This is a genomic window from Flavihumibacter rivuli, from assembly GCF_018595685.2.
Taxonomy (GTDB): domain Bacteria; phylum Bacteroidota; class Bacteroidia; order Chitinophagales; family Chitinophagaceae; genus Flavihumibacter; species Flavihumibacter rivuli.
Map to the genome: position 1 here is coordinate 835,312 of NZ_CP092334.1, position 24,488 is coordinate 859,799.

At 48.2% G+C, this 24,488-nt stretch carries 23 protein-coding genes; 15 read left to right on the forward strand and 8 right to left on the reverse strand.

Features of this window, described 5'->3' with window-relative positions; genetic code table 11:
* Position 1: 1 nt before the first annotated feature.
* Positions 2-280 (forward strand): hypothetical protein, encoded by a 279-nt coding sequence (locus tag KJS94_RS03730; protein ID WP_214449025.1) that lies wholly within the window; start codon positions 2-4, stop codon positions 278-280.
* Positions 281-413: 133 nt separating this feature from the next.
* On the opposite strand, the gene KJS94_RS03735 is transcribed toward KJS94_RS03730, so the two are convergent.
* Complete coding sequence (locus tag KJS94_RS03735) at positions 414-1,649, reverse strand: isocitrate dehydrogenase (NADP(+)) (RefSeq protein ID WP_214449024.1); 1,236 nt, start codon at positions 1,647-1,649, stop codon at positions 414-416.
* Positions 1,650-1,805: 156 nt separating this feature from the next.
* On the opposite strand from KJS94_RS03735, the gene KJS94_RS03740 reads away from it, so the two are divergent.
* Both KJS94_RS03740 and KJS94_RS03745 read left to right on the forward strand, forming a co-directional pair.
* On the forward strand, positions 1,806-2,414 hold the full coding sequence (locus KJS94_RS03740; RefSeq protein WP_214449023.1) for a Crp/Fnr family transcriptional regulator: 609 nt from the start codon (positions 1,806-1,808) through the stop codon (positions 2,412-2,414).
* Positions 2,404-3,030, forward strand: a complete 627-nt coding sequence (locus KJS94_RS03745; protein WP_214449022.1) for a Crp/Fnr family transcriptional regulator — start codon at positions 2,404-2,406, stop codon at positions 3,028-3,030. The genes KJS94_RS03740 and KJS94_RS03745 overlap by 11 nt, the downstream gene beginning before the upstream one ends.
* Here KJS94_RS03745 and KJS94_RS03750 read toward each other — a convergent pair.
* The gene (locus KJS94_RS03750; RefSeq protein WP_214449021.1) at positions 2,987-4,903 is read right to left on the reverse strand and encodes an Nramp family divalent metal transporter; all 1,917 of its coding nucleotides are present in this window, start codon (positions 4,901-4,903) and stop codon (positions 2,987-2,989) included. The two genes, KJS94_RS03745 and KJS94_RS03750, sit on opposite strands and share 44 nt — an antisense overlap.
* Positions 4,881-5,555, reverse strand: coding sequence for a metal-dependent transcriptional regulator (locus KJS94_RS03755; RefSeq protein ID WP_214449020.1), 675 nt, complete (start codon positions 5,553-5,555; stop codon positions 4,881-4,883). The genes KJS94_RS03750 and KJS94_RS03755 overlap by 23 nt, the downstream gene beginning before the upstream one ends.
* Positions 5,556-5,659: 104 nt before the next feature.
* On the opposite strand from KJS94_RS03755, the gene KJS94_RS03760 reads away from it, so the two are divergent.
* The 4 genes from KJS94_RS03760 (at position 5,660) to KJS94_RS03775 (ending at position 9,969) form a co-directional block, all read left to right on the forward strand.
* Positions 5,660-6,631: a hypothetical protein gene (locus tag KJS94_RS03760; RefSeq protein ID WP_214449019.1), complete on the forward strand. Its 972-nt coding sequence runs from the start codon at positions 5,660-5,662 to the stop codon at positions 6,629-6,631.
* Positions 6,632-6,736: 105 nt separating this feature from the next.
* On the forward strand, positions 6,737-8,395 hold the full coding sequence (glgP, locus tag KJS94_RS03765) for an alpha-glucan family phosphorylase (protein ID WP_214449018.1): 1,659 nt from the start codon (positions 6,737-6,739) through the stop codon (positions 8,393-8,395).
* A gap of 121 nt (positions 8,396-8,516) precedes the next feature.
* Positions 8,517-9,527: a potassium channel family protein gene (locus KJS94_RS03770; protein WP_214449017.1), complete on the forward strand. Its 1,011-nt coding sequence runs from the start codon at positions 8,517-8,519 to the stop codon at positions 9,525-9,527.
* A gap of 70 nt (positions 9,528-9,597) precedes the next feature.
* Positions 9,598-9,969, forward strand: a complete 372-nt coding sequence (locus KJS94_RS03775) for a PKD domain-containing protein (RefSeq protein ID WP_214449016.1) — start codon at positions 9,598-9,600, stop codon at positions 9,967-9,969.
* Positions 9,970-10,107: 138 nt separating this feature from the next.
* On the opposite strand, the gene bamJ is transcribed toward KJS94_RS03775, so the two are convergent.
* Positions 10,108-10,827 (reverse strand): BamJ family beta-barrel-assembly machinery protein, encoded by a 720-nt coding sequence (gene bamJ / locus KJS94_RS03780; protein ID WP_214449015.1) that lies wholly within the window; start codon positions 10,825-10,827, stop codon positions 10,108-10,110.
* 162 nt (positions 10,828-10,989) lie between these two features.
* On the opposite strand from bamJ, the gene KJS94_RS03785 reads away from it, so the two are divergent.
* Genes KJS94_RS03785 through KJS94_RS03795 form a run of 3 tightly spaced genes read left to right on the forward strand, consistent with a single transcriptional unit; the run spans position 10,990 to position 13,490 of the window.
* A complete protein-coding gene (locus tag KJS94_RS03785; RefSeq protein ID WP_214449014.1) occupies positions 10,990-11,424 on the forward strand; it encodes an acyl-CoA thioesterase in 435 nt (144 codons plus the stop codon).
* Positions 11,425-11,448: 24 nt separating this feature from the next.
* On the forward strand, positions 11,449-12,207 hold the full coding sequence (locus tag KJS94_RS03790; RefSeq protein ID WP_214449013.1) for a DUF4197 domain-containing protein: 759 nt from the start codon (positions 11,449-11,451) through the stop codon (positions 12,205-12,207).
* A gap of 56 nt (positions 12,208-12,263) precedes the next feature.
* Positions 12,264-13,490 (forward strand): MFS transporter, encoded by a 1,227-nt coding sequence (locus KJS94_RS03795; protein ID WP_214449012.1) that lies wholly within the window; start codon positions 12,264-12,266, stop codon positions 13,488-13,490.
* A 17-nt stretch (positions 13,491-13,507) separates the two neighbouring features.
* Here the strand turns inward: KJS94_RS03795 and KJS94_RS03800 are convergent, their stop codons facing one another.
* Positions 13,508-15,400 (reverse strand): ABC-F family ATP-binding cassette domain-containing protein, encoded by a 1,893-nt coding sequence (locus KJS94_RS03800; protein WP_214449011.1) that lies wholly within the window; start codon positions 15,398-15,400, stop codon positions 13,508-13,510.
* A gap of 95 nt (positions 15,401-15,495) precedes the next feature.
* On the opposite strand from KJS94_RS03800, the gene KJS94_RS03805 reads away from it, so the two are divergent.
* On the forward strand, positions 15,496-16,548 hold the full coding sequence (locus tag KJS94_RS03805; protein WP_214449010.1) for a DUF4421 domain-containing protein: 1,053 nt from the start codon (positions 15,496-15,498) through the stop codon (positions 16,546-16,548).
* Between the two features lies 1 nt (position 16,549).
* On the forward strand, positions 16,550-17,959 hold the full coding sequence (locus KJS94_RS03810; RefSeq protein ID WP_214449009.1) for a serine hydrolase domain-containing protein: 1,410 nt from the start codon (positions 16,550-16,552) through the stop codon (positions 17,957-17,959).
* A 42-nt stretch (positions 17,960-18,001) separates the two neighbouring features.
* Here the strand turns inward: KJS94_RS03810 and KJS94_RS03815 are convergent, their stop codons facing one another.
* Both KJS94_RS03815 and KJS94_RS03820 read right to left on the reverse strand, forming a co-directional pair.
* Positions 18,002-19,132: a lactonase family protein gene (locus KJS94_RS03815; protein WP_214449008.1), complete on the reverse strand. Its 1,131-nt coding sequence runs from the start codon at positions 19,130-19,132 to the stop codon at positions 18,002-18,004.
* A gap of 69 nt (positions 19,133-19,201) precedes the next feature.
* Positions 19,202-19,852, reverse strand: coding sequence for a DnaJ domain-containing protein (locus KJS94_RS03820; RefSeq protein ID WP_214449007.1), 651 nt, complete (start codon positions 19,850-19,852; stop codon positions 19,202-19,204).
* Between the two features lie 105 nt (positions 19,853-19,957).
* Between KJS94_RS03820 and KJS94_RS03825 the strand changes: the two genes are divergently transcribed.
* The gene (locus KJS94_RS03825; protein ID WP_239804286.1) at positions 19,958-20,863 is read left to right on the forward strand and encodes a polysaccharide deacetylase family protein; all 906 of its coding nucleotides are present in this window, start codon (positions 19,958-19,960) and stop codon (positions 20,861-20,863) included.
* Positions 20,864-20,963: 100 nt separating this feature from the next.
* On the opposite strand, the gene KJS94_RS03830 is transcribed toward KJS94_RS03825, so the two are convergent.
* Positions 20,964-22,013 (reverse strand): NAD(P)-dependent alcohol dehydrogenase, encoded by a 1,050-nt coding sequence (locus KJS94_RS03830; RefSeq protein WP_214449005.1) that lies wholly within the window; start codon positions 22,011-22,013, stop codon positions 20,964-20,966.
* A gap of 193 nt (positions 22,014-22,206) precedes the next feature.
* On the opposite strand from KJS94_RS03830, the gene KJS94_RS03835 reads away from it, so the two are divergent.
* Positions 22,207-22,740, forward strand: a complete 534-nt coding sequence (locus tag KJS94_RS03835; RefSeq protein WP_214449004.1) for a dihydrofolate reductase family protein — start codon at positions 22,207-22,209, stop codon at positions 22,738-22,740.
* A gap of 89 nt (positions 22,741-22,829) precedes the next feature.
* Positions 22,830-24,440, forward strand: coding sequence for an OmpA family protein (locus KJS94_RS03840; RefSeq protein ID WP_214449003.1), 1,611 nt, complete (start codon positions 22,830-22,832; stop codon positions 24,438-24,440).
* Positions 24,441-24,488: the final 48 nt, after the last annotated feature.

Below are 24,488 nucleotides of genomic sequence, written 5' to 3' on the forward strand. Positions count from 1 at the left end.
CATGAAAAAGCATTTTCAAATAGTTATTACTGTTATAGCAGGAATCTTTTTAAGCGCCTCTGCCTTTGCCCAGGCTCCTGGCCAGCCCAGGAAGTTTACGGTTCCCCGCAGCAAAGCCGAATTCATGGCAGGCAAAAAAAGGTTTGATGATCAGGCTAAAATTGCCCAATCCAACCGCGAACACCTGAAAAAGGAAGAGCAACAAGCAGGGGTGATGCATGAACAGGAATTGGCGCAAAGCAGGCAGCAGCCTGCCCCTGCCAATAAGCCTAAAAACTAGGAATGGTTATCACTTTATAGACCCCTATCAGATCCGTACTCCATCAAGGAAGCCACCAGTATTGGTGGCTTTTTTGTTGAGAGGAAACAAAAAAGCCGGGATACATATCCCGGCTCCTATCATTAAAAAAACCTTAGAGTCCCATCTTCTTCCTCAGGTTCTCATCGATGGCATCGAGGAATTCCTGGGTGTACAAATAGTGCTCTCCATGTTTTACTTTGTTACCATGGACACATACTGCCAGGTCCTTGGTCATCTTGCCGCTTTCTACCGTTTCAATACATACTTGTTCAAGGGCATTGCTGAAATCGATCAATTCCTGGTTGCCATCCAGCTTTCCGCGGAAGGCCAGTCCCCTTGTCCAGGCAAAGATAGAGGCGATAGGGTTGGTGGAAGTGGGCTTGCCGGCCTGGTGGTCACGGTAGTGACGGGTAACCGTGCCGTGAGCAGCCTCGGATTCCAGTGTCTTTCCATCGGGGGTGATCAGTACAGAGGTCATCAGGCCTAGCGAACCAAAGCCCTGGGCAACTGTGTCGCTTTGTACGTCGCCATCATAGTTCTTACATGCCCAAACAAAATTGCCATTCCACTTCAGGGCGCTGGCTACCATGTCATCGATCAGGCGATGCTCATAGGTGATGCCTGCTGCATCGAATGCTGCCTTGAATTCATTCTCATAGATATCCTGGAAGATGTCCTTGAAACGGCCATCATATTTCTTCAGGATGGTATTCTTGGTAGAAAGGTACAATGGCCAGCCTTTGCTCAATGCCATATTAAAGCAGGAGCGGGCGAAGCCCTTGATGCTTTCATCGGTATTATACATGGTCATGGCAACGCCGTCCCCATTGAAATTGTATACCTCGAATGTTTGGGGTTCACCACCGTCTTCCGGTGTAAAGGTCATGGTCAGTTTGCCTTTGCCCTTTATAACGGTGTCGGTTGCACGATATTGATCGCCAAATGCATGACGGCCAACAATGATAGGCGCGGTCCAGTTGGTCACCAGTCGCGGAATATTGTTGATCACGATGGGCTCCCTGAATACGGTTCCATCCAGGATGTTACGGATGGTGCCATTGGGGCTTTTCCACATTTGCTTGAGGTTGAATTCCTTTACCCTTGCTTCGTCAGGGGTAATGGTTGCGCACTTGATCCCTACACCGTATTGTTTGATCGCATTGGCGGCATCAACGGTAACCTGGTCATTGGTAGCATCACGATGCTCGATGCCAAGGTCGTAATATTTGATGTCCAGCTCCAGGTAAGGTAGGATCAGCTTGTCTTTGATGAATTGCCAGATGATCCTGGTCATCTCGTCCCCGTCCAGTTCTACTACAGGATTGGCCACTTTAATTTTCTTGCTCATAACGTCGTTAAATTTTGAGAGTCTGCAAACCTAAGGGAAATCAATAAAAAAACAAATGATAAAAATCGATATTATTGGAAGTTTTCGAAATGTGTTTCTTGGCTTTTTTTGCTAGCTTCACAGCCTAATTAATCCTTGCCCCTTAATCTGTTGCTGATGCCTGAGGAAGTGCTATCATATGTGAGAAGGTTTGTAGATCTTGATCCTGCAGAAGCTAAGCTGTTCACCAGGCAGGTGCAGGTCATGACCTGTTCTGCCAGGCAGGTGCTTACGGGGATGGGGGAGGTGGAAAATCATATCTATTTTATCCGCAAAGGCATTGTCCGGAAGTATTTCACAAAGGGTAAGGAGGAGGTAACGGTACAACTCTGCTCCAAAGGTGACCTTACCTCTTCCATTGCTTCATTCATTACAGGAAAGCCTTCCGATTACGTCCTGGAAACGCTTGAACCTTCTGCACTGGTATTCATTACCCGTTCCGGCCTGGATCAGCTTTATTCCTGTGGGGTGAATTTTGAAAAGATGGGCAGGATGATCTTTCTCGAGGCAATGCTGGCCAAGGAGCGCTGGGATATGGAAAGGATGCTCCATAGTCCACTTGAAAGGTTCCAGTCTTTTAACCAAAAGCACCCCCACCTGATGCAGCAGGTGCCACAAAAGTACCTGGCATCCCTTTTGGATATTGAGCCCGAAACCTTTAGCCGGTACAAAGCCAGGCTGGCTGGTCATGCAGCGGCCAAAAACCATAAGAAGAATGCCCAATAACCAACATAAACAACTGGAAGCAGGCATCAATAACTTATATGCCTTCCTGCACCAGTATACTGGTATCAGTAAGGAGGATTTTTCCAATCTGAGCAAGTATGTTGAGTTGAGGCGGGTGGAACGCAAACACCAACTCATCAAACCAGGCGAAATAGAACCCTACCTTAATTTTATTCTCAAGGGGGTGATCCGTAAGTACGTGATGGTAGGTAAAAAGGAGATCACCCTGCAGTTGTCCAAGGAAGGCCATATCATCCATTCTGAATTATCCTTCCATACCCAGACCGCTTCCGAATGTTATATTGAGGCGATTGAGTCTTCCACCCTTTTATCTATCACCTATGACAACCTGCAGCGCCTTTACCTGGAGTTCCCGGTAGTGAATAAGTTATCTAGACTGTTGATCAGTGATATGTATGTCAGGAAAGACCGCCGCGATATGGAACATATCCGGCTGGATACCAAGGAGCGCTTCCTGAAATACATGAACAGGCATCCTGACATGATCCAGCGGGTTTCCCAAAAGTATATCGCGTCCTACCTGAATATTAAGCCGGAAACCTTTAGTCGGCTCAAGCACCTGATGAGGAAGCGTCCTGTTGATCCTGCAGGTTGATAACGAGGACGGGTATGCGCAATTCATGCCTTACTTTATTGATGGTTTCCCCATAAAGGATATCTGCAATACCGGTGTGGCCATGCGCCCCCATCACCAGCAGGTCGGCTTTTTCTTCCAGGGTGATCCTGACAATTTCCTCTTTACGCATCTGGTATCCCAGCCGGGCAATGGCCTGGTATCCCCTTTCCTTAAGTTGATCAACATAATGGTCCAGTTGGGCCGCGTCCTGCCTGCTTTCAAGGTCCCCACTTTCTTTGCCATACATTTTCGCGGTCACACTTTCAATTACATGGATCAGGATAAAGGTGGTACCCTGTTTTCCCTGTGAAAGGGCATGGGCGATCAGCCTGCTGTCGTGCTGGCTGAATTCCAGCGCAACGGCAATACGGTTATAGGCCTCTACCCTAAGGTCGGACAAGGGACGAAGGTCTTTGTGGATGGCAATATCCACAGGTTTCTTCCTGCGCTGGAACAGCGGAAAAAAGGTGACCAGCAGTAAGAGGATCACCAGGCCTGAGAGGCCGCCCACGACCAGGGCCTGCTTCCAGGTTTCGGGGTCGGTGGCGATATAGTCAATTGCCTCGCCGATCACCATTCTCAGGTTCAGGTAAACAAGGATTGCTGCAATGACCCAGGCGGCCACTTTGGTAAGGTTGTTGATGGCGAAGGTGCCCATTTTGTTTTTGTCGCTGACGAAGTGGATGAGCGGAATGACGGCAAAGCCCAGCTGCACACTCAGGATCACCTGGCTAAGAATCAGCATGCCATCCACTTCCTGGTCGCCGAAATAATAGATAACGAGTATGGCGGGCACTATGGCTACCAGGCGGGTTAACAATCGCCTTAACCAGGGATTGATCCTAAGCCTTAGGTAGCCTTCCATAACGATCTGGCCGGCCAAAGTGCCTGTAACAGTAGAGCTTTGGCCGGCAGCGATAAGGGCTATCGCGAATAGGGCAGGGGCCAATCTTGTGCCTAGCAGGTTGTCCAATAATTTGTGGGCATCTTCGATCCTGGCCACACCTGTCTGACCGGCCTTGTGGAATACCGTGGCTGCCAGTACAAGAATGGAGGCATTCACAAAGAATGCCAGGTTAAGGGCGATGGCACTATCGAAAATATTCATCCGGATGGCTTTCCGCTTGCCCTCCTCGTTGTCGGCGATCTTCCTGGTTTGTACAAGGGCGGAATGCAGGTAAAGGTTATGGGGCATCACGGTAGCGCCAATGATACCAATAGCGATGTACAGGGCTTCGTCACCGGGTAGGGAGGGGACAAGACCAGTTACCACTTCGGCAAGCGCCGGTTTTGCTAGTAGTATTTCAACGAGAAAGGATATGCTGATAATGGAGATCAGGCCCACGATAAATAACTCCATTTTACGCATTCCCAGTTTCTGCAGCCAAAGCAAGAGGAAGGTGTCTGCTACGGTTATGGTCACACCAGCCAGCATGGGCAGTCCGGTTAGCAGGTGGATACCAATGGCCATCCCCAGCACCTCCGCAAGGTCTGTTGCGGCAATGGCTATCTCTGCAAGTACATAGAGGATGAAATTGATCGCGGGGGGATAGGTTTCCCGGTTGGCCTGTGCCAGGTCCCTTCCCCTTACAATGCCAAGCCTGGCGGAGAGACTTTGAAGGAGCAGGGCCATCAGGTTACTCATCAGCAAAACCCACAGTAAGGAATAACCGAATTTGCTGCCTCCCTGAAGGTCAGTTGCCCAGTTTCCAGGGTCCATATAACCAACACTCACCAGGTAGGCCGGCCCAAGGAAGGATAATGCCTTCTTCCAGAAACTGGAATGCCTGGTCGTATCAACGGTACCATGTACCTCACTCAGTGAAACATCATGCTTGCTGTGTTGCATCATAAGCTACGTATATATTGGCCGCCAGCTGCTCGCTAATGTTAAAGGCCGGCTGGTCCTGTATTTTCAATTCAAGCGATTTGTCGAAACTGAAATGCTTTTTTACTTCCAGTTTTGTACCGATGCCGATATTTTTGTGAGTGAGCAATTCCAGCATCTCAGTGCTTTGGTTGGTAACACTGATCACATCGGCAGGCGTATTCAGGGGAAGTTCCAATAGCCTGGTTTGGTGGACCACCGGCATCTTGCCATGCTGGTCGGGAATGGGGTCTCCATGCGGATCGGTCCTGGGGTTGCCCAGGAAATCATCCAGCCGGTCGATCAGTTTCTTACTGCTGATATGCTCCAGTTCTTCCGCGATCTCATGCACTTCTTCCCATCCAAATCCCAGTTTGGATACCAGGAAATACTCCCATAGCCGGTGCTTGCGGATGATCAGGAGGGCAAGTTTCTTTCCTTCTGCAGTTAGTTTCACCCCTTTGTAAGGCTGGTATTGCAAAAGCTTTTGCTCCTTCAGCTTCTTCAGCATGTCCGTTACTGATGCCGGCTTGGTTTCCAAAACCCTGGCCAGTGCATTGGTGTTCACCACATCCTGCTCCTGTTGCAGGTGGTAGATGGCTTTGATGTAGTTTTCCTTGCTGGTTGAATATTTCAATTCGACTAAATATTAATTTAGACAAATCTAAAAATATAAATGATTGCATCCAAATCAAAAAAGCATAAAAGGATTATTTTAGCGCCTCACGGAAAAGAATCTATATGATGAATCGATGGTTGTTCACCCTTTGCTGCGTCCTGTTGATCGGTGCCTGCAAGGAAGAGAAAAAGCAATTGTCAGACGATAACGCTTCGGTGGAAATAACCGATTTCATTGAATTCTTTCCTGAATCCAAATTGCCTTTGCAGGTGGCTGATACCACACTGGCCAGAAAGATATCCGACTCCCTCCGGATCGGTAATAAGGTATTTGGCCGCTTTGTCCCTGATAGCCTTTTGGCCAAGGGCTTTGGTAAGTCTGCCAAACCCAGGTTGTATCCATTAGGCAAGGCGGTAGTAAAGGATGGTGAAACCTATCTTTTCCTTAAGGCTGAACAAGGTGCAAAGAAGATCGCTTATGTGCTGGTTTTCGATGAAAAGCAGCAGTTCGTCACCGGCATGAATTTCCTGCAGGTGAATGGTAGTCCGCAGGCTGCAGAACGTTCCTATTTCAACATGGACAGTAAATACACCCTCACCACCCTGCAGCAACGCAGCCTGAAGGACGGCCAGGTAGTGTATAATAAGAATGTGTACATCTATAATACTGCCGGCGTATTTACCCTGATCCTTACTGAATCCAATGACCAGGCAAAGGCAAGCAAACAATTGATCAACCCAATAGACACCCTTCCCGCTAAACACAAGTGGGCGGGCGATTACTGGCAGGATAAAAAGAACCTCGTCTCTTTCCGTGACGGAAGGAACCCCAATACCCTCCAGGTCTTTGTCCATTTTGAAAAGGATGGTGGCAATTGCAACGGGGAATTGAAAGGTGAGGTTAAATTCGTTGGGAAGGACCAGGCCCGCTTCACAGAATCCGGTAGTCCCTGTGTGATAGATTTTAATTTTTCCGGGAATACAGTGCGCATGAAAGAGCAGGAGGGTTGCGGTTCCTACCGGGACATAAAATGTTTTTTCGATGGGGCCTATACCCGTAAAAAAGTAGCCGCTCCACGGAAGAAGAAAAAATAATTAGAACAATTGCATCATTTCCATACTGCGACCTTATCCTGTTCGTTTCTGGTATTATATACCTATATTGCGTACTTGTTACACATTAATTTGAAATAGATTGCTATGAGCTTCAGAAATTACAAGCTGCCCTATGTCGCCGAGGATCGTTATTCGAAAAAAGTAGCCTACTTCTCTATGGAGTTCGCTGTACATCAACCGCTGAAGATCTATAGCGGCGGACTTGGATTCCTTTCTGGTTCACATCTGCGTAGCGCCTACGAATTGCGCCAGAACCTGATAGGCATCGGGATCTTGTGGAAATACGGCTATTACGACCAGGCCAGGAACCAGGACCAGACCCTTCAGGTCACCTGGATGGAGAAGCAGTATAGCTTTCTCGAAGATACCGGGATCAAGTTCCAGATATCCATTCACGACCATCCTGTTTGGGTAAAGGCCTATTACCTGAATCCGGAAACTTTTAAGAGTGCGCCTTTATTCCTGCTCAGTACTGATCTCCCTGAGAATGATTATGTTTCCCAGACCATTACCCATCGCCTATACGATGCCAATGTTGCCACCAAGGTAGCGCAGTTCATTTTGTTGGGTGTTGGCGGTGCAAAACTGCTGGATGAATTGGGGTATAGCCCGGACCTCTACCATTTGAATGAGGCCCATGCCATCAGTGCAGGATTTTACCTGTACAGGAAGTTTGGCAATAACCTGGAAGAGGTGCGTAAGCGCATGGTGTTTACCACCCATACCCCTGAAGAGGCCGGTAATGAGAAGCATGATATTTACCTCTGCCATAAGATGAGTTATTTCTGTGGGTTATCCATTGAAGACGTAAGGGCACTGACGGGTATCCAAGATGACCAGTTCAACCATTCGCTGGTGGCCTTGCGTTTCGCCCGCCTGGCCAATGGGGTATCCCAATTGCATGGCCATGTATCCAGGGCCATGTGGGGAAAGCACAGCGGCATATGCCCGATTATTTCCATTACCAACGCGCAAAACTGGCGTTATTGGGCAGACAAGCAACTCTACCGCTTCATGGAAGAGGGCAACGATCATTTATGGGATGACCGCAAGACCTACCTGAAGCGCAGGGCATTTGAGATCGTGGCCGACCAGACCGGAAAAGTGTTTGATCCGAATGTACTTACCATTGTATGGGCAAGGCGTTTTGCAGGATATAAGCGCGCTGACCTGATTACCCGGAATGAAGAACGTTTCAGGGCATTGCTGGAGAATAAAAAGCATCCCGTTCAGATCATCTGGGCAGGAAAGCCTTACCCAATGGATTATCCGGCTATCAATGATTTCAATCACCTGGTGCACATGAGTAAGCACCATCGTAATATGGCGGTATTGATCGGTTACGAATTGGGATTGTCCAAGCGCATGAAGCAGGCTGCTGATATTTGGCTGAATAACCCGCGTGTGCCACGTGAAGCCTCCGGAACCAGCGGTATGACAGCAGCCATGAACGGTGCTATCAACTTTAGTACAGATGACGGATGGATACCGGAATTCATGAACCATGGCAATAACGGCTTCGTAGTACCCAAAGCAGATTATGAGCACATGAATACCCACGAGCAGGATGAATACGACCTCAATATGCTGTATAAGATCCTGGAAGAGCAGATCATTCCGCTATACTACCATAACCGTGAAACTTTCCGCCAGGTAGTGAAGAATGGCATGCGTGACGTGCGTTACCAGTTCGAGAGTAACCGTATGGCCCATGAATACTATGAACTCTTGTATAACGGCTAGTTCAATGGCCTGAATAGTTTGAAAGACCAACCCCTTGCGGTTGGTCTTTTTGTTGGTGGAATTACTGCTTTTGATAAGCAGCCATTCTTCTGTATTTTTAACATGACCAAAACCTAGACCCTTGCGTACAAAAGCCTGGGAGCTTTTCCAACCCTTTGGGTTATTATTGATAGTTGGCACCGTCGGCATGATCGGCTATATGACGGTGGAAGGTTTCACTTTTGTGGAAGCCCTCTACATGACGACCATCACGATTACTACTGCCGGCTTCACAGAAGTGCGCCCGCTGACCGACCACGGAAGGGTGTTCACCGTTTGCTTACTCATCCTGAGTTGGATATCACTGGCCTATGCCATTACCAGGATCATCCAGTACATTATCAATGGGGAAATCAACAAGTATTTTAAATACAGGAGGCTTATGAAGGCGATAGAGAAACTCAATAACCACGTGATCATCTGTGGATTTGGAAGGAACGGCCAGCAGGCAGCCCAAACCCTCCGTTACCATAACCTGCCTTTCGTGGTGATCGAAAAGAATGAAGAGCTTTTGCAGAAATATGCCGAGGAATACCCTGAAGTGATCTACCTCGTTGGGGATGGCACCAATGATGAATTGTTATTGGAAGCCGGCATTAATCGTGCCCGGGCCCTGATCACCAGTTTGCCGGTGGATGCTGATAACGTATTTATCGTACTTTCTGCCCGTTCCCTGAATGCAACCATCAGGATCATCAGCAGGGCCAGTGAGAATAGTGCTGTTGCCAAACTCAAGAAGGCTGGTGCTGATAATGTGATCCTGCCTGACAGGATCGGGGGGACCCATATGGCTACCCTGGTCTCCAAGCCTGATGTAATTGAATTCATTGATTACCTGAGCGGGGAAGAGGGGGAGTCGATCCATATGGAGTCGGTGGATTACAGCCAGCTGCCTCCGGAGATCCGCGATAAGAGCCTGGATGTGGTCATGTCATGGAAAAAGACCGGTGTGAACTGCATCGGGATCAAGAATGGTGATGGAAAATTCATCATCAATCCCCCTTCTACTACCATCATCAATGCAGGCATGAAGGTTTTTGTACTGGGTACCAAACAGCAGATAGGGGAGATGAAGGGGAATATTGACAAATAATTTTGGATTTCTGGCATAATAATGGGTTTATCATAGGCGTTACTATATTAGAAAATCTAAAAATCCGTCTATGAAATCATTGATCCTGTTATCCCTAGCCGCTTCTTTCTTTACCAATGACCCTGTTAAAGGGAATAAGGAAGGAAAAGTCGATAATCCCGCCAAAAACCAGGCCCCGGTAGCCAATGCCGGTGGTAAATTGGTGTTCAAAGTTTCTGATTTCGCAGCTTTGGATGGTACTGCCTCCCGCGAACCGGATGGTATTATTGCCCGTTACCAGTGGACACAGGTTGCCGGTTCCCCGGTGCAAATTGCCAATCCTTCAGCAGCCATTACAGGTTTGAGTAATATCAAAAAAGGCGAATATGTATTCCGCCTGACTGTAATTGATGAGAAAGGTGCAGTAGCTACCGATGACGTGAAGTTGGTGGTTACAGAATAAGGTTGATCGTTCCCTCTATATCAGATTAGCATCCCTTTTCAAAATAGGGGTGCTATTTTTTTTAAAGAAAATGGCACCCTGTAGGAAAATTATCCTTTCCTGAGGGGTGCCATGCTATACCCTTAGCCTGGTAGTGAATTATTGTACGATCTCGATCAGTTCCACATCAAAGATCAGGGTTGAACCAGGCAAGATCTTCGCACCTGCCTGATTGTCGCCATAGGCCAGGTCAGCAGGGATGAACAATTTCCATTTGCTACCAACAGGCATCAGTTGCAGGGCCTCTACCCAGCCCTTGATCACGCCATTAACAGGGAAGTCAATGGGCTGGCCACGGTCGATCGAACTGTCAAACACAGTGCCATCGATCAGGGTTCCATGGTAATGACATTTAACCTTGTCTGTCAGGGTAGGCTTGGGGCCTGTCCCTTCTTTCACCACCATGTATTGCAATCCGCTGGGAAGGGTAACCACACCTGGTTTAACCTTGTTGGCTGCAAGGAAATCTTCGCCGGCTTTGCGGTTAGCGGCTGCCTTCTCTCTTTTCAATTGTTGCAGGTAATTTGAAATACTCATATTCATTTGTTCTTCAGTCAACAATAATTTGTTTCCTTTCATGGCATCGTTCAATGCCTTTGTTACCATGGATGCATTGATATTGGTGATGCCTTGTTCCTTGTAAAAATTGGCAAGGCTCATGCCAATGGCATAGCTGACCGTATCCGTGGCATTCTTCATTGTGGGGGTAGTGGTTGCAGCCGGCGCCTTACTGGCCGGTTTCTTCACCGGAGCCTTGGCCTGGGCCATCAGGTTCACCGCAGCCAATAGCATTCCAGAGGTGATCAGGATCTTTCGCATGTATCAAATTGTTTGGCCGAAAATAGCATAAAGAAAGGAAAATGAAGGCCATGCCCCTCCTGCCTTTCTGCCTATAAATTTTTCTGTCCGGTCCAGAAAGTTTAACAGAATTAAAACCCTTGCCAGGGATGAAGGTCCCTCAGGATGGATTTATTTTGTTCCATGAGCATTTTTACAAAAGAGTTGACCGTACGCTGGTCTGACCTGGATCCCAATTTTCATCTCAGGCATTCGGTGTATTATGATTACGGTGCCTATTGCAGGATCGCCTTCCTGGAAGAACAGGGGATCAATGCGACGATGATGCATGAGCACCATTTCGGTCCTATTATTTTCAGGGAAGAAGCCCAATTCAAAAGGGAAGTGAGGCAAGGTGACCGCCTGCACATTGACTTGAAGCTTGTTCGATCCACCAGGGATTATGGCAGGTGGACCATACAGCACCACATTTATAAAAACAATGATACAATTGCCGCAATCATAACGGTAGATGGCGCGTTTATTGATACAATAAAAAGAAAACTGACGCTTCCTCCTGAAATGGCCTTGAAAGCTTTTGAGACTATGCCAAAAGGGGAGGCATTTGAATGGATCTAGTTCCCAAATATTAAACAAATACCCATGAAAAAACTATTTACTTCTGTTTTGGCAATTGGTCTCATCGTACATGTGAATGCACAATCATCCACATCAAGTGAGAGCAGCAGTGGTGGTTCCCTGATCAAGAAAGCCGGCGGCTTGCTCGACAAGGTTAAAAAGAAGACAGGCTCTGATGGATTGAGTAACGATGATATAGTTGCCGGTTTGAAAGAGGCTTTATCTGTTGGTGCAAAGAATAGTTCAGATAAGTTGTCTGCCGTGGATGGGTTCTTTAAGGATGCTGCCATTAAGATATTGATGCCTGAGGAAGCCAGGAAGGTGGAGCAGAAATTACGCCAGTTGGGAATGGGTAAGCTTGTTGACAATGCTATCCTGAGCATGAACAGGGCGGCTGAAGATGCCGCCAAATCTGCTGCACCCATTTTCATAGATGCCGTGAAGAATATGTCCATCCAGGATGCATGGGGTATACTGAAGGGCACTGATACCGCTGCCACTGCTTACCTGCGCAAAGCCACCAGTAACCCATTGACCGCAGCCTTCCAGCCGGTGATCAATGCGTCGCTTGAAAAGACAGATGCCACCAAATACTGGAAAGAGGTTTTTGATGTATACAATAAGTTTTCCCTGAAGCCGGTCAATAGCGACCTGTCTGCCTATGTTACCGAAAGGGCCATGACCGGGATATTTTATTATGTTGCTGAAGAGGAAAAAAAGATCCGCACCAACCCGGCAGCAAGGGTGTCGGATATTCTCCAGAAAGTCTTTGGGGCCAGGTAATGATTTTTTAAACGGTAAATGTGTTGAGGCGGTACAAGTTAATTTTGTACCGCCTTATGTTTTCCCAGACCATTTCCGCATACAAGAATGCTTATTTAGGCCTTTCCCGTTCTACCTGGTTGTTGTCACTCATCATGTTGATCAACCGGAGTGGTACCATGGTTGTGCCTTTCCTGACCCTGTACCTTACAAGTCCTAAAATGGGCTATTCCATTGGGCAGGCAGGTCTGGTAATGGGTTGTTTTGGTGCAGGGGCTTTCCTGGGGGCCTATGTTGGTGGAAAGCTGACCGACAGGATCGGCTTCTATAAGGTCCAATTGATCACCCTGTTGGGTGGTGGCCTGCTTTTTATACTGCTCGGCCAGATGAAAAGCTACCCGATGATCTGCCTGGTGACCTTTATCCTGAGTTTCGTAAATGAGGCATTCCGGCCGGCCAACAGTACTGCAGTGGTTTATTACAGTTCGGTAGAGAACCGCACCCGTTCTTATTCGCTGAACCGCCTGGCCATAAACCTGGGTTGGGCATTGGGAAGTGCCATGGGTGGTATCCTGGCCAAGTTCGATTACCACTTGCTGTTTTGGGTGGATGGCATCACCAATATTTCAGCCGCCCTCCTGATGTTGCGTTTCCTCAGGCCAAAAGCGGACCATATCCCGTCAAGGAATGAAAATGCAAACAGGCAGAAAGAACACAAAGGCTCATCGGCATTCAGGGACCGCCAATACCTTCTCTTTATTCTTTTGGTAACTGTTTTTGCTGCCTGTTTCTTCCAGCTCTTTACCAATCTGTCCGTGTACATGAAGCGTGAGCTTCATTTTAGTGAACCCTTTATCGGGCTGTTGATGGCCCTGAACGGGGTGATCATTGTATTGGTGGAAATGGTGATGATCTACAACCTGGAAGGCAAGCGGAACCAATTGACCTATATAACCCTTGGGGTATTGATCGTGGCTTGCTTTTATTTGCTGCACGGCATGGTCAGGTCAGGCCCTTTGCTCATGGTCATGCTGATCGTACTGGTGACTTTCGGTGAAATGTTTGCGATGCCATTCATGAATAGTTATTGGATCAGCAGGACCCAGCACCATAACAGGGGAGAATATGCTGCACTGTATACCATGGCCTGGTCCGCGGCCCAAACGGTTGGGCCCATGACTGTTGCCCAATTGATCGACGCAAGGGGCTTTGCCTTTACCTGGGTGGTGGTAGGATTGGTCTGTTCAATGGCTGGTATCGCTTTCTGGAGAATGAAGGCAAGCGGTCCGGTCGCCGATACTTAATGCAATGGTAGGATGGATTATCCTTCCATTTCACTGAGTTCCAACCACCTCATTTCCTTTTCTTCCAGCAACCGGCTGATCTCACCTGCCCGGTTGGCCAATTCCTGGAGCTTGTCAAATGGAAGGTTGCCAGTTCCCATGGCTTCGCTGACCTCCAGTTTTTCTTTCTCCAGTGCCGCAAGGTCTTTTTCCAGCTGCTCAAACTCCCGTTTTTCCTTATAGGAAAGCTTGCGTTTGGTGGGCTGTTCTGCAGGTGTGGTGGAAGGTGTTTCCGTTTTAAGGGAAGCCGTTGAAGGTTGGGCGGCTTGTTTCGCCTCCTGCTCTTTTTGCCAGATCCTGTATAAGGAATAATTGCCAGGGAAATCCCTGATCATACCATCGCCTTCAAAAACAAAAAGATGGTCAACCAACCTGTCCATGAAATAGCGGTCATGGGATACAATGACCAAGCAGCCCGGGAAATCTGCCAGGAAGTTCTCCAGGACAGCAAGGGTGGGGAGGTCAAGGTCATTGGTTGGCTCATCCAGTATAAGGAAATTGGGATTGCGGAAAAGCATGGTCAGCAATAAGAGCCTTTTCTTCTCACCGCCACTCAATTTGCTGACATAACTGTATTGCTGGTCGGGGCTGAACAGGAACAACTGCAGGAACTGGGAAGCGCTCAATGAGCCGCCACCTGCCAGCGGGAAACTTTCCGCAAAGGTCTTGACATACTCGATCACCCGCATGTCTTCCTTCAGCTGCAATCCTTGCTGGGAATAATAACCGAACACCAGGGTCTCGCCCAGATTGACCTTCCCGGAATCAGGCTGTTCAATACCTTGCAGGATGTTCAGGAAAGTGGATTTCCCAACACCGTTCTTGCCAACGATCCCAATACGTTCACCTTTCTTGAAAGTATAATCAAAGCCTTTGAGGATGATCTTGTCGCCAAATTGTTTGTAGAGCTTTTTCAATTCGATCACTTTCCCGCCCAGCCTGTTCATCTTCATTTGCAGCTGTAACTGCTGTTCTTCCATCCGCTGCTTGGCCCTGGACTCCACTTCGTAGAAATTGTCGATCCTGCTTTTGCTCTTGGTGGTCCTGGCCTTTGGCTGCTTGCGCATCCATTCCAGTTCCTTGCGGTAGAGGTTGCGTGCTTTGTCGATGCTTGAAGCCTGCTGCTCTATGCGGGCAGCCTTCTTCTCCATATAGTTTTCGTAATCCCCTTTATAGATGTAGAGGTCGTTGCCATCCAGTTCCCATATTTCTTCGCAAACCGCATCCAGGAAATACCTGTCGTGGGTGACCAGCAATAAGGTGACATTTTCCTGGTTAAGGTAATGTTCCAGCCACTCCACGGTTTGTACATCGAGGTGGTTGGTGGGTTCGTCCATGATCAGCAGGGTGTGCTTGTGTTCAAAGCCGATATCGATCAGCGTCCTGGCCAGGGCTACCCTTTTCTTTTGGCCGCCCGACAAGGTGCCAACAGTTTGCTGGAGGTGGTGTATATTCAGTTTGCCCAGGATCTGCTTAACCTTGGCATCAAAATCCCATCCGCCCACCTCGTCCATGCGCACAATGGCATCACTTAAGGCCTGGGCATCCTCGGATTCAGTGGCGGCTTCATAAGCCTTGATCGCATTCAGGATGGGGTGGTCGTGGTGGAAGATATTGTCCAGTACCGACCATTCATTCACAAACTCGGGTTCCTGGTCGAAGAGGGCAACAGTTACATCCTTATTGATCCAAACCTTTCCCTGGTCCGGGTTTTCTTTCCCGGCAAGGATCTTCAGCAAGGTGGATTTCCCGGAACCATTCCTGGCGATCAGGGCGATCTTGTCGCCTTCTTCGATATGAAAGGATATATTCTCAAATAGGGGTTTGATCCCGTAACTTTTACCAAGTCCTTCTACAGAAACATAATGCATTCCGCAAAGATAGTGTGCCGGGCCCGAGCCACATGAGCCCGGATCGATTATTCATATGGCGGATTGTTTTTATTCCTGCAATTTTGCAGGGACAAATGAAGTTGGAAAGAATCTTATACCCCAAGATATGGTTGCTGCTGGTGACCTTGACCTGGTGCATTGGCTTAGCTCATGGCCAGCAATCCAATCAGGTTCTCGAGGAAGTTGACTCAGTTTATATTGAACCCCTGCCAGGGATATTGACCGGCAGGTTCTATTTTTCCCAGAAATATACTTCCATTCGCCTGGAAGGGAAGGAGGATGTAAGAGACCTGGTGTATTGGCCCAATACCACCCTGAACATGGGTATCGGTGTAACCTATAACCCTTTTTCACTTAACCTAGCCTATGGCTTCCCCTTCATGAACAGGGACAAGGAAAAGGGCGAGACGCGTTACCTGGACCTACAGACACATGTCTATACGCGTCATTGGATCATGGATTTTTACGGGCAGTTGTACAAGGGATATTTCCTGCTGCCCAGGAGCCTTGGCCAGAGTGATAATGGGAAATATTACCTTCGGCCCGACCTGGGGGTTACCCTTCTTGGACTCTCGGTTTTCTACCAGACCAATGGCCACAGGTTTTCCTACCGGGCTGCCATGCTGCAAAGTGAATGGCAAAAGAAGTCATCAGGAACCTGGCTGGTGGGCGGGGAGATCTATGCCGGATCATTTTCGGCGGATAGTTCCTTTATACCTGCTGAACTGACCGCGAGCTATTCGCAGGTGGGTATTGAAAAGGTAAGGTTCATTGAACTGGGACCTGGTGGCGGTTATGCCTATACGTTAGTGATCGATAAGCATTTCTTCATTATGGGTTCTGCTACCGTAACATTGGATATAGGCTTGTCAAGGGAGTTTAAGGAAGGCGGGACTTCTGATAAATTCATCTTCAATCCCAATCTTGGGTACAGGGGGGTGATTGGTTATAATAGCCATGACTGGAATGTCAATCTGTCGATCGTAGGGAACAGGGTGTCTGTAAAAGGGGCCACTTCCAGCGATAAGTATATCTTCTCGGCCGGTAATTACAGGCTGACCCTGGCAAAGCGGTTCATCCCCGGACCTAAACTGAAACGAAAACTAAAATGGATCAAACCTGAATAATATGAGCGCTGTAAAGAATAAGACCGGAATTACCCTGAAGCGCCTGCTATTGGTGCTACTGGTAGCAGTATTGGTGTATGTTATCCGGTATGCATGGACATCATTCCCGATCGTTACCGGTTACGATGCCAAAATGATGTGCTCCTGTGTTTTCATCAGTGGCAGGGAAGAAGGATCTGTGATGGCGCAGGAATTGGGAGGCTTTCCCCTGAAACTGGCCAGTGTTAAGGTTGACCGGCAATCAAGGGTGGTTACGGCCAGTATTGCCGGGATGGCAAAGCAAAAGGCGATCTACAGGGAAGGACTGGGCTGTACGCTGTTGAATGAACGTACCGAGCAGGAGATCAGCAAGCAGCAATTCCAGCTGGCAGCAAAGCCTATGGTGAACCAGGATACCATTGCCTGGCCCATGGGGGACCGTTTGCCGGATAGTTTACCCACTGGCATTGACCGTAGCCTGCTTCACCAGGTCGTTCAATCCGCCTTTGCAGAATCGGATCCCGCTAAGCCAGTTCGAACCCGGGCCGTTGTTGTACTGTACAAGGGACAGATCGTGGCAGAACAATATGCGCCCGGATTTGACCGGCACACCCCATTATTGAGCTGGTCGATGGCAAAGAGCGTGACCAGTGCCCTGACCGGAATTTTGGTAAAGCAGGGGAAGCTGTCCCTGAAAGACCCTGCTCCCGTACCGGAATGGTCTTCGGCTAAGGATGGCCGTGAGTCAATCACCCTGGAGCAGGTTTTACAGCAAACCACCGGCCTTGATTTCCTGGAGGATTATACCAAATCCTCAGATGCTACCGATATGTTGTTCCGTAAAGCCGATATGGGAGGATTCACGGCATTGCATGGATTGAGGGAAAAGCCAGGCAGCAGGTTTTACTATTCCAGCGGCAATTCAAATGTGCTTTCCAGGATCATCAGGAAGGCCGTTGGGGAGAAAGACTACCATGCCTTTCCTGCTAAGGAATTGTTCCATAAAATTGGTATGTATAGTGCCATACTGGAACCTGATGCGAACGGGACCTATGTTGGTTCTTCCTATATGTGGGCGAATGCCCGCGATTGGGCGAGGTTTGGTTTACTCTTTCTCAATCAGGGTAAATGGGGCAATGAAGAAGTGCTTCCGGCATCCTGGGTTTACGCCTCCCTGCAACCCGCCCCTGCGGCACCACAGGGCGAATATGGTTATCAATGGTGGTTGAATGCCGGCCAGAAAGGTAACTCCGCAAACAAGCGGTTCCCTGATGTGCCCAATGATATGTTCACTGCAGATGGGTATGAAGGGCAGTACGTGTCGGTGATACCTTCTCGGTCATTGGTGGTGGTTAGGCTGGGGCAGACGCCGGGGGAGTGGTATGACCACAATAAGTTCCTGAGCAGGATAATTGAAGCCATAAGGCAATAAAAGAAAAAGTCCGGAACATTTATTCCGGACTTTTTTTATCCATTATTTTATAGGAAGTAGTTGTAAGCAGGATGGATTCCCTACAGTAATGGTTTTCCCGGTTGGGGTAAGTAAGCCTGTCTGGGCATCACGCGCAAACACCACTATATTATCCGTATCCTGGTTGGCGACCAGCACATACTTCCCATCTGGCTCAATGATGAAGTTCCTTGGTTTCTTCCCGATCACATCCTGGAAACCCACCAATTTTAGCATCCCATTAGCAGGGTCGATGCTAAAGATTGCCAGGTTATTCGCTTCGAACCTGTTGGAGGCATAAAGGAACTTGCCATCAGGTGAAACATGGATATCAGCACTGCCCCTGGCACCGGTATAATTTTCCGGATGGGCATTGGTCTTCTGGAACCTTTCCAAACCGCCCTTCTGGTAAGTAAAAGCACTGATCATCCCGGATAATTCTTCAATAAGGTAAACCCATTTGCCATTGGGGTGGAAGCTGAGGTGCCTGGGGCCGCTTCCTGCATCTGCCTGGTAGGTATCGGGCTTAACGGCGTATAATGGCATACTCTTGGCGCCTTTCATGACACCATAGAAATGAACTTTATCAGTTCCCAGATCAGTCACCAACAGGTAGCGTTCATCTGGCGACAACACTGTTTGGTGCACATGTGGTTTATCCTGCCTCGCCGGATTGAGGCCTTTTCCCTGGTGACTGACCGGTTGCATATTTTCTGCAAGGCTGCCATCTTTGTTGGTGGCAATGGCAACCAGGCTGCCGCCGCCGTAATTGGCCACAAAAACCCATTTGCCATTTTCGGTAATGCTGATATAACAGGGATAGTCGCCCTTGGTGGCCACTTTGTTCAGGAAGGTCAACTTCCCGGTATTCTTATCAAAGGCAAAAGCGCTGGCAAATCCAGGCTTCTTTTCACCGTTCTCATTCACGGCGTAAAGGAACTGTCCGTTGGAACTCAGGGTCAGGTAGGAGGGGTTCTCTACTCCCTTGGCTGTATCAATTGGCGTAATGCTTCCATCAGCTGCATCAAATTTGTATACATAGATACCCTCGCTCTTCCCGGTAGTATAGGTGCCGGTGAAAAGGTAATACTGTTGGGCATGGGCAGCAGGTGCCAGGAATAAACTGCATAATAATCCTGTCAATAATTTTCGCATAGTCCTTTTTTCTGAATGGTCAAGATAATAAGAGTTCGCTTATGGCTGGATAATTTGTTGTGTTAAATCCTAGGCCATCCGGTAGATCAGCAGGCATAATAAGGCCACCAATAAGGCAATCACCAGGGGATGGTATTTATCCCAGTAATATTGCCTTGCCTTTCTTTTCACTTCCTTATCTATTTGTAAAATCAGGTCATTGTTGGCAGCTGCGATGCGAACGAGTCGCTGTGCAATCGCTGGGATGAATTGGTAATGGAGGGGGGCTATTGCTTTAAGGATGGCCTGAATGATGGCCGCATTGGTCTTTTCCTCGTTTTGTTCTGCCAGGATTTTTATATGCGGCTCATTAAGCAGCTGCAGTACCTGGTTGTTCAGCGCCTCATGGTTCATCCGGAAAATATCGACCTGCTGGACATGGGTGGCGATCTGCCTGGCTTCCTTCAATAACTGCATGGGGGTTACCGGCTGGTAGCGAAAAGATCGTTTGCCGTTCTGGCCAAATACCTGCCGCTGGTAATGGTATTCATTCCTTTTGGAGGGATTCGATAATACCTCGTAGGCTTCCTGGATTTCCCTGAAATGATGGATGGCATAAGGGTTGCCCACGTTTTTGTCGGGGTGGAAACGCATGGCCAGCTTGCGGTAGGCCCGCTTGATCTCTGCCTCACTTGCATCGGGATGGATCTCTAATATTTCGTAATAGTCCTTAATGCGCATCAGGAGGGTAAAGTTAAGTCAATCCATTCCTAAATGGGGATAAAAGCCTTGCCTGCAAGGCAAGAAAATCCCCTTATTTTCGTTCTTCAGGAAATCTGGTATCTTATGAAAAGGCGTATTAATAGCAGGAAAGTGCAGCTGGTTTTGGGAATGTTAACAGCACTGACCATAGCAGGTTGCGACTGGAAGCCGGGTGGCTCTCCCGCATCCATTTTAACAGTATCCGGTGCCCATGATGGGGAGGCTAAAACCAATGAAGCCCCGCCGGCGAAGGAAATGTCGGCTCCCGAACGCAAAGCATTAGCTGCAACAGCTGAAGAGATCATGGCCCGGCCACAAGTGCCTGTGCTTTGTTACCACCAGGTCAGGGATTACAGGCCAACGGATTCCCGTTCGGCAAAAGATTATATAGTTCCCCCTGCTGTTTTCCAGGCGCAAATGAAAGCACTGGCCGATAGCGGTTATACTACGATCCTTCCAGACCAGTTACAGCGATACCTCCTCTATGGGGAAGAGCTTCCCGCCAAACCGGTCATGATCACATTTGATGATGGCTGCGATGAGCAATACACCGTGGCTAAGGATGTTTTGCAGCCCTTACAATTCAAGGCGGCATTCTTCATCATGACTGTTTCCATGAACCGTCCCAACTTTATGAGTGCCGAACAGATCAGGGACCTGCATACACAGGGGCATACCATTGGCCTGCATACCTGGGACCACCATAGTGTGAAACAATACGAGGGTGAAGATTGGCAAAAGCAAGTGGAACAACCGAGGCTGCAATTAGAAAAGATCATTGGTCAGCAGGTGAAATATTTCGCCTATCCTTTCGGGTTATGGAACAAGGAAGCTATCCCTCATTTAAAAGATAAAGGATTGGAAGCTGCTTATCAATTATCTACTGCCCGTGATAGCCAGGAACCATTGTACACCATTAGGAGGATCATTGTCCCGGGTGAATGGGGTGGGGCGGCTTTGATCAAAAGAATGAATGCCTCATTTGACTGAGATGGACTTAAGAGATTGCAATAAAAAACGCGGTTGGGTTTCCAGCCGCGTTTTTTATTTGTGTGACTTCTTTGGGAAGAAGCTTTTATCCTGGCTATGCTTAATCTTTTAGGGAGGCCGTGTCGATCACAAACCTGTAACGAACATCACCCTTCAGCATCCGGTCGTAAGCTTCATTGATCTTTTGGATAGGGATCAGTTCAATGTCCGATACGATATTGTGTTCCCCGCAATAGTCCAGCATTTCCTGGGTCTCAGGTAAACCACCGATCAGCGAACCCCCGATACTTCTCCTGTTCAGGATCAGGTTGAAAGCAGGAACCTGTGCGGGTGCAGGTGGTGCGCCCACGCAGATCATGGTTCCATTGGTCCTTAACATGTTCAGGTAAACATTATAGTCGTGCGGGGCAGAAACCGTATCGATGATGAAGTCAAAGTAATTGGTGTGCTGCTTCATTCCCTCTTTATCACTTGTCAGCAAAAATTTATGCGCTCCCAATCTTTTGGCATCGGCTTCCTTGGAAGGTGATCCGCTGAGCATGGTTACTTCCGCACCGAAGGAGACTGCAAATTTCACTGCCATATGACCCAGTCCTCCCAGTCCAAGTACACCAACCCTATGGCCTTTACCCACTTTCCAGTAGCGAAGGGGGGAATAGGTGGTGATGCCGGCGCAGAGCAATGGGGCAACAGCAGCCAGGTCAAGGTTAGAGGGGACTTTCAGGGTAAAAGCCTCATCTACTACAATGAGGGTGGAATAGCCGCCATAGGTTGGGGTTTTGCCATCCCTCTCCAGGGCATTGTAGGTCCCTACGGAGCCATTCTCACAAAATTGTTCAAGGCCTTCCTTGCAGTTGTGGCATTCGCGGCAGGAATCTACCAGGCATCCAACACCGGCGAGATCCCCCACCTTAAACTTCTTCACATGATCCCCTACACGGGTTACCTTGCCAACGATCTCGTGGCCGGGGACCATGGGGAAGATGGAGTTTCCCCATTCATTACGGGCCTGGTGGATGTCCGAATGACAAACACCGCAATACAGAATTTCAATTTCTACATCGTGCGGCCCAGGTTCCCTCCGGTCGATAGAGAAAGGTGCCAGTGGGGTGGCAGCGTCCTGTGCAGCATACGCATGGATATTCTTCATGTTGTATTATTTTGAATAGTCAACAAATGACAAGAGCCTGGGTTGAAATTTTTTGGCAACAAGGATGCAAAAACGACTTTCCTATTCTTTTCAGATAATAGCCGTTAATAAAGGTAAACAATAGGTTCTTCAAAATCCTCGGGTCAGGTGGATAGCCTGGGCTAATTTCGCATCCTTATCAACAAACCTAACTATGGAAAGAAAAGTCATTGTGTATATCGCAGCCAGCCTTGATGGATATATTGCCAAACCAGGTGATGACCTGTCCTTCCTGGGTACCGTTCAGAAGGAAGGGGAAGATTATGGGTATGGTCAGTTTGTGAGTGGGGTGGATACGGTCATTGTCGGCCGCAAGACCTACGATTGGGTTATGAATGCCGTTCCTGAATTCCCCCATGCTGATAAGGAAACTTATGTTGTTACCAGGCAACCGAGGGAAGCAATAGGTAATACAAGATTTTATTCCGGGTCATTGAAAGAGCTGGTTCAGCAATTGAAATCGGTTCCCGGCAAGAACATATTTGTAGATGGCGGTGCTGAGTTGGTGAATGCCATGCTGCGGGAGGACCTTGTTGATGAATTGATAGTATCTGTCGTGCCCGTAATGGTTGGGGAGGGAGTAAGGTTGTTCAAGGAAGGTATCCCGGAGCGCCAGTGGAAACACCTTTCCACCAGGTCTTATGATACAGGCCTGGTGCAATCACATTATGTCCTTTCCCATAAATAGGGTGGAGGGGTAATTGGTTCTGCGGATTTTTTAGGTGCAACGTATTATTTCAGCCTTAATTGCGTTATAGGGATGTAAAATCCCATCCCTTGAAAAAAATTTTATTGCCCATTTGTTTGTTTTGGGGTTCCCAGCTGTCTTTTGCCCAACCCTCTATGGATAAGGATACGGCAAAACTGAAGCCCCAGAAAGAAAATGTTATTACTGCATCTACCATTATCAAGATCGAGAACCTTGGGGAAAATATCAACTCGGACCTCAATGAATTGAGGCCTACTATTTCCCCGGACGGCAACCTCCTGTTTTTTATCTGTGAAAACCATCCGGCCAATTCAAAATACCGGACCATTCCTAATTCCCAGGATATCTGGTTCTCTGAGCGCGACAGTTCTGGTAACTGGAGCGAAGCAAGGCATTTGTCCTATCCATTGAATACGGTGCATTATAATGCAGTGTATTCGATCTCTCCCGATAACAACCGGATCCTGATCCGGGGTGCTTTCCTGAAAGGGGCATTTGATGCCAGGGGCCTGAGCATTTGCGTGCTGCAGGAAGATGGCCGTTTCAGTGAGCCGGAAGCCCTTGCCATTAAAAACTATTACAAGTATGACCGGGGCTTGACAACAGGGGCTTACCTTGCCCACAATGGCAAGACCCTCTTGCTGTATATGAGTCCCGAAAAAGGCAGTGCGCTTAATGATATTTTTGTCAGTTTCCTGAATAATGATGGTACCTGGACCGAACCCAAATCACTTGGCAAAAAGATCAATGCGCCCGATACGGATGAAATGACACCATACCTGGCAGCTGACGGGAAGACCCTCTACTTTAGCAGCAACCGGCCCGGAGGAGTGGGCGACAATGATATCTATATGACCAAGAGGCTGGATGATACATGGCAGAAATGGTCAGACCCGGTAAACCTGGGTGAGCCTATCAATACACCCGACTGGGATGCCTTCTTTACTATGGATGCAGGTGGGGAATATGCTTACCTGACCACGAAGAGCAGTGGATTCGGGGAAAGTGATATCGTGAGGGTCAAGCTGATGGAAAAGGAGAAGCCAGATCCGGTAGTGCTGGTCAGTGGGAATGTATACAATCTCAAAACGAAGGAACCCCTTAGTGCCACCCTGATCTATGAAACGCTTCCCGATGGAACTGTAGTAGGCAATGGTATTTCCAGTGCCCTTGACGGCTCTTTCAAGATCGTGCTGCCCTATGATAAGAATTACAGTATCCGGGCATCGGCTGATAAGTTCTTCTCCATTTCAGAAAACCTGATGCTCGACTCACTCATCAAAGAAGGCTATAAGGAGATCCATAAGGACCTCTACCTGGCGCCAATTGAGATCGGCCAGGTATTCAGGCTCAATAATGTGTTCTTTGATTTTGATAAGTGGGACCTGCGGCCCGAGTCCTTTGTTGAATTGGATAGGGTAGTGAAGTTCCTGAATGAGAACCCCAGCATTGTCATTGAGATGAGTGCGCATACTGATAGCCGTGGTTCCGATGACTACAATTTCAGGCTTAGTGATAACAGGGCGAGGTCGGTAATGGAATATATCCTCTCCAAGGGTATTGGCAAGGACCGCATCACCTCCCAGGGGTATGGGGAAACCAAGCCTGTTGTTCCCAACGATTCTGAAGAGAATATGCAGTTGAACCGGAGGGTTGAATTCAAGATCATCCGCAACTGATGATCAGTATAAGTATAAATGGAAACGGTTCCCGCTAAGGGAACCGTT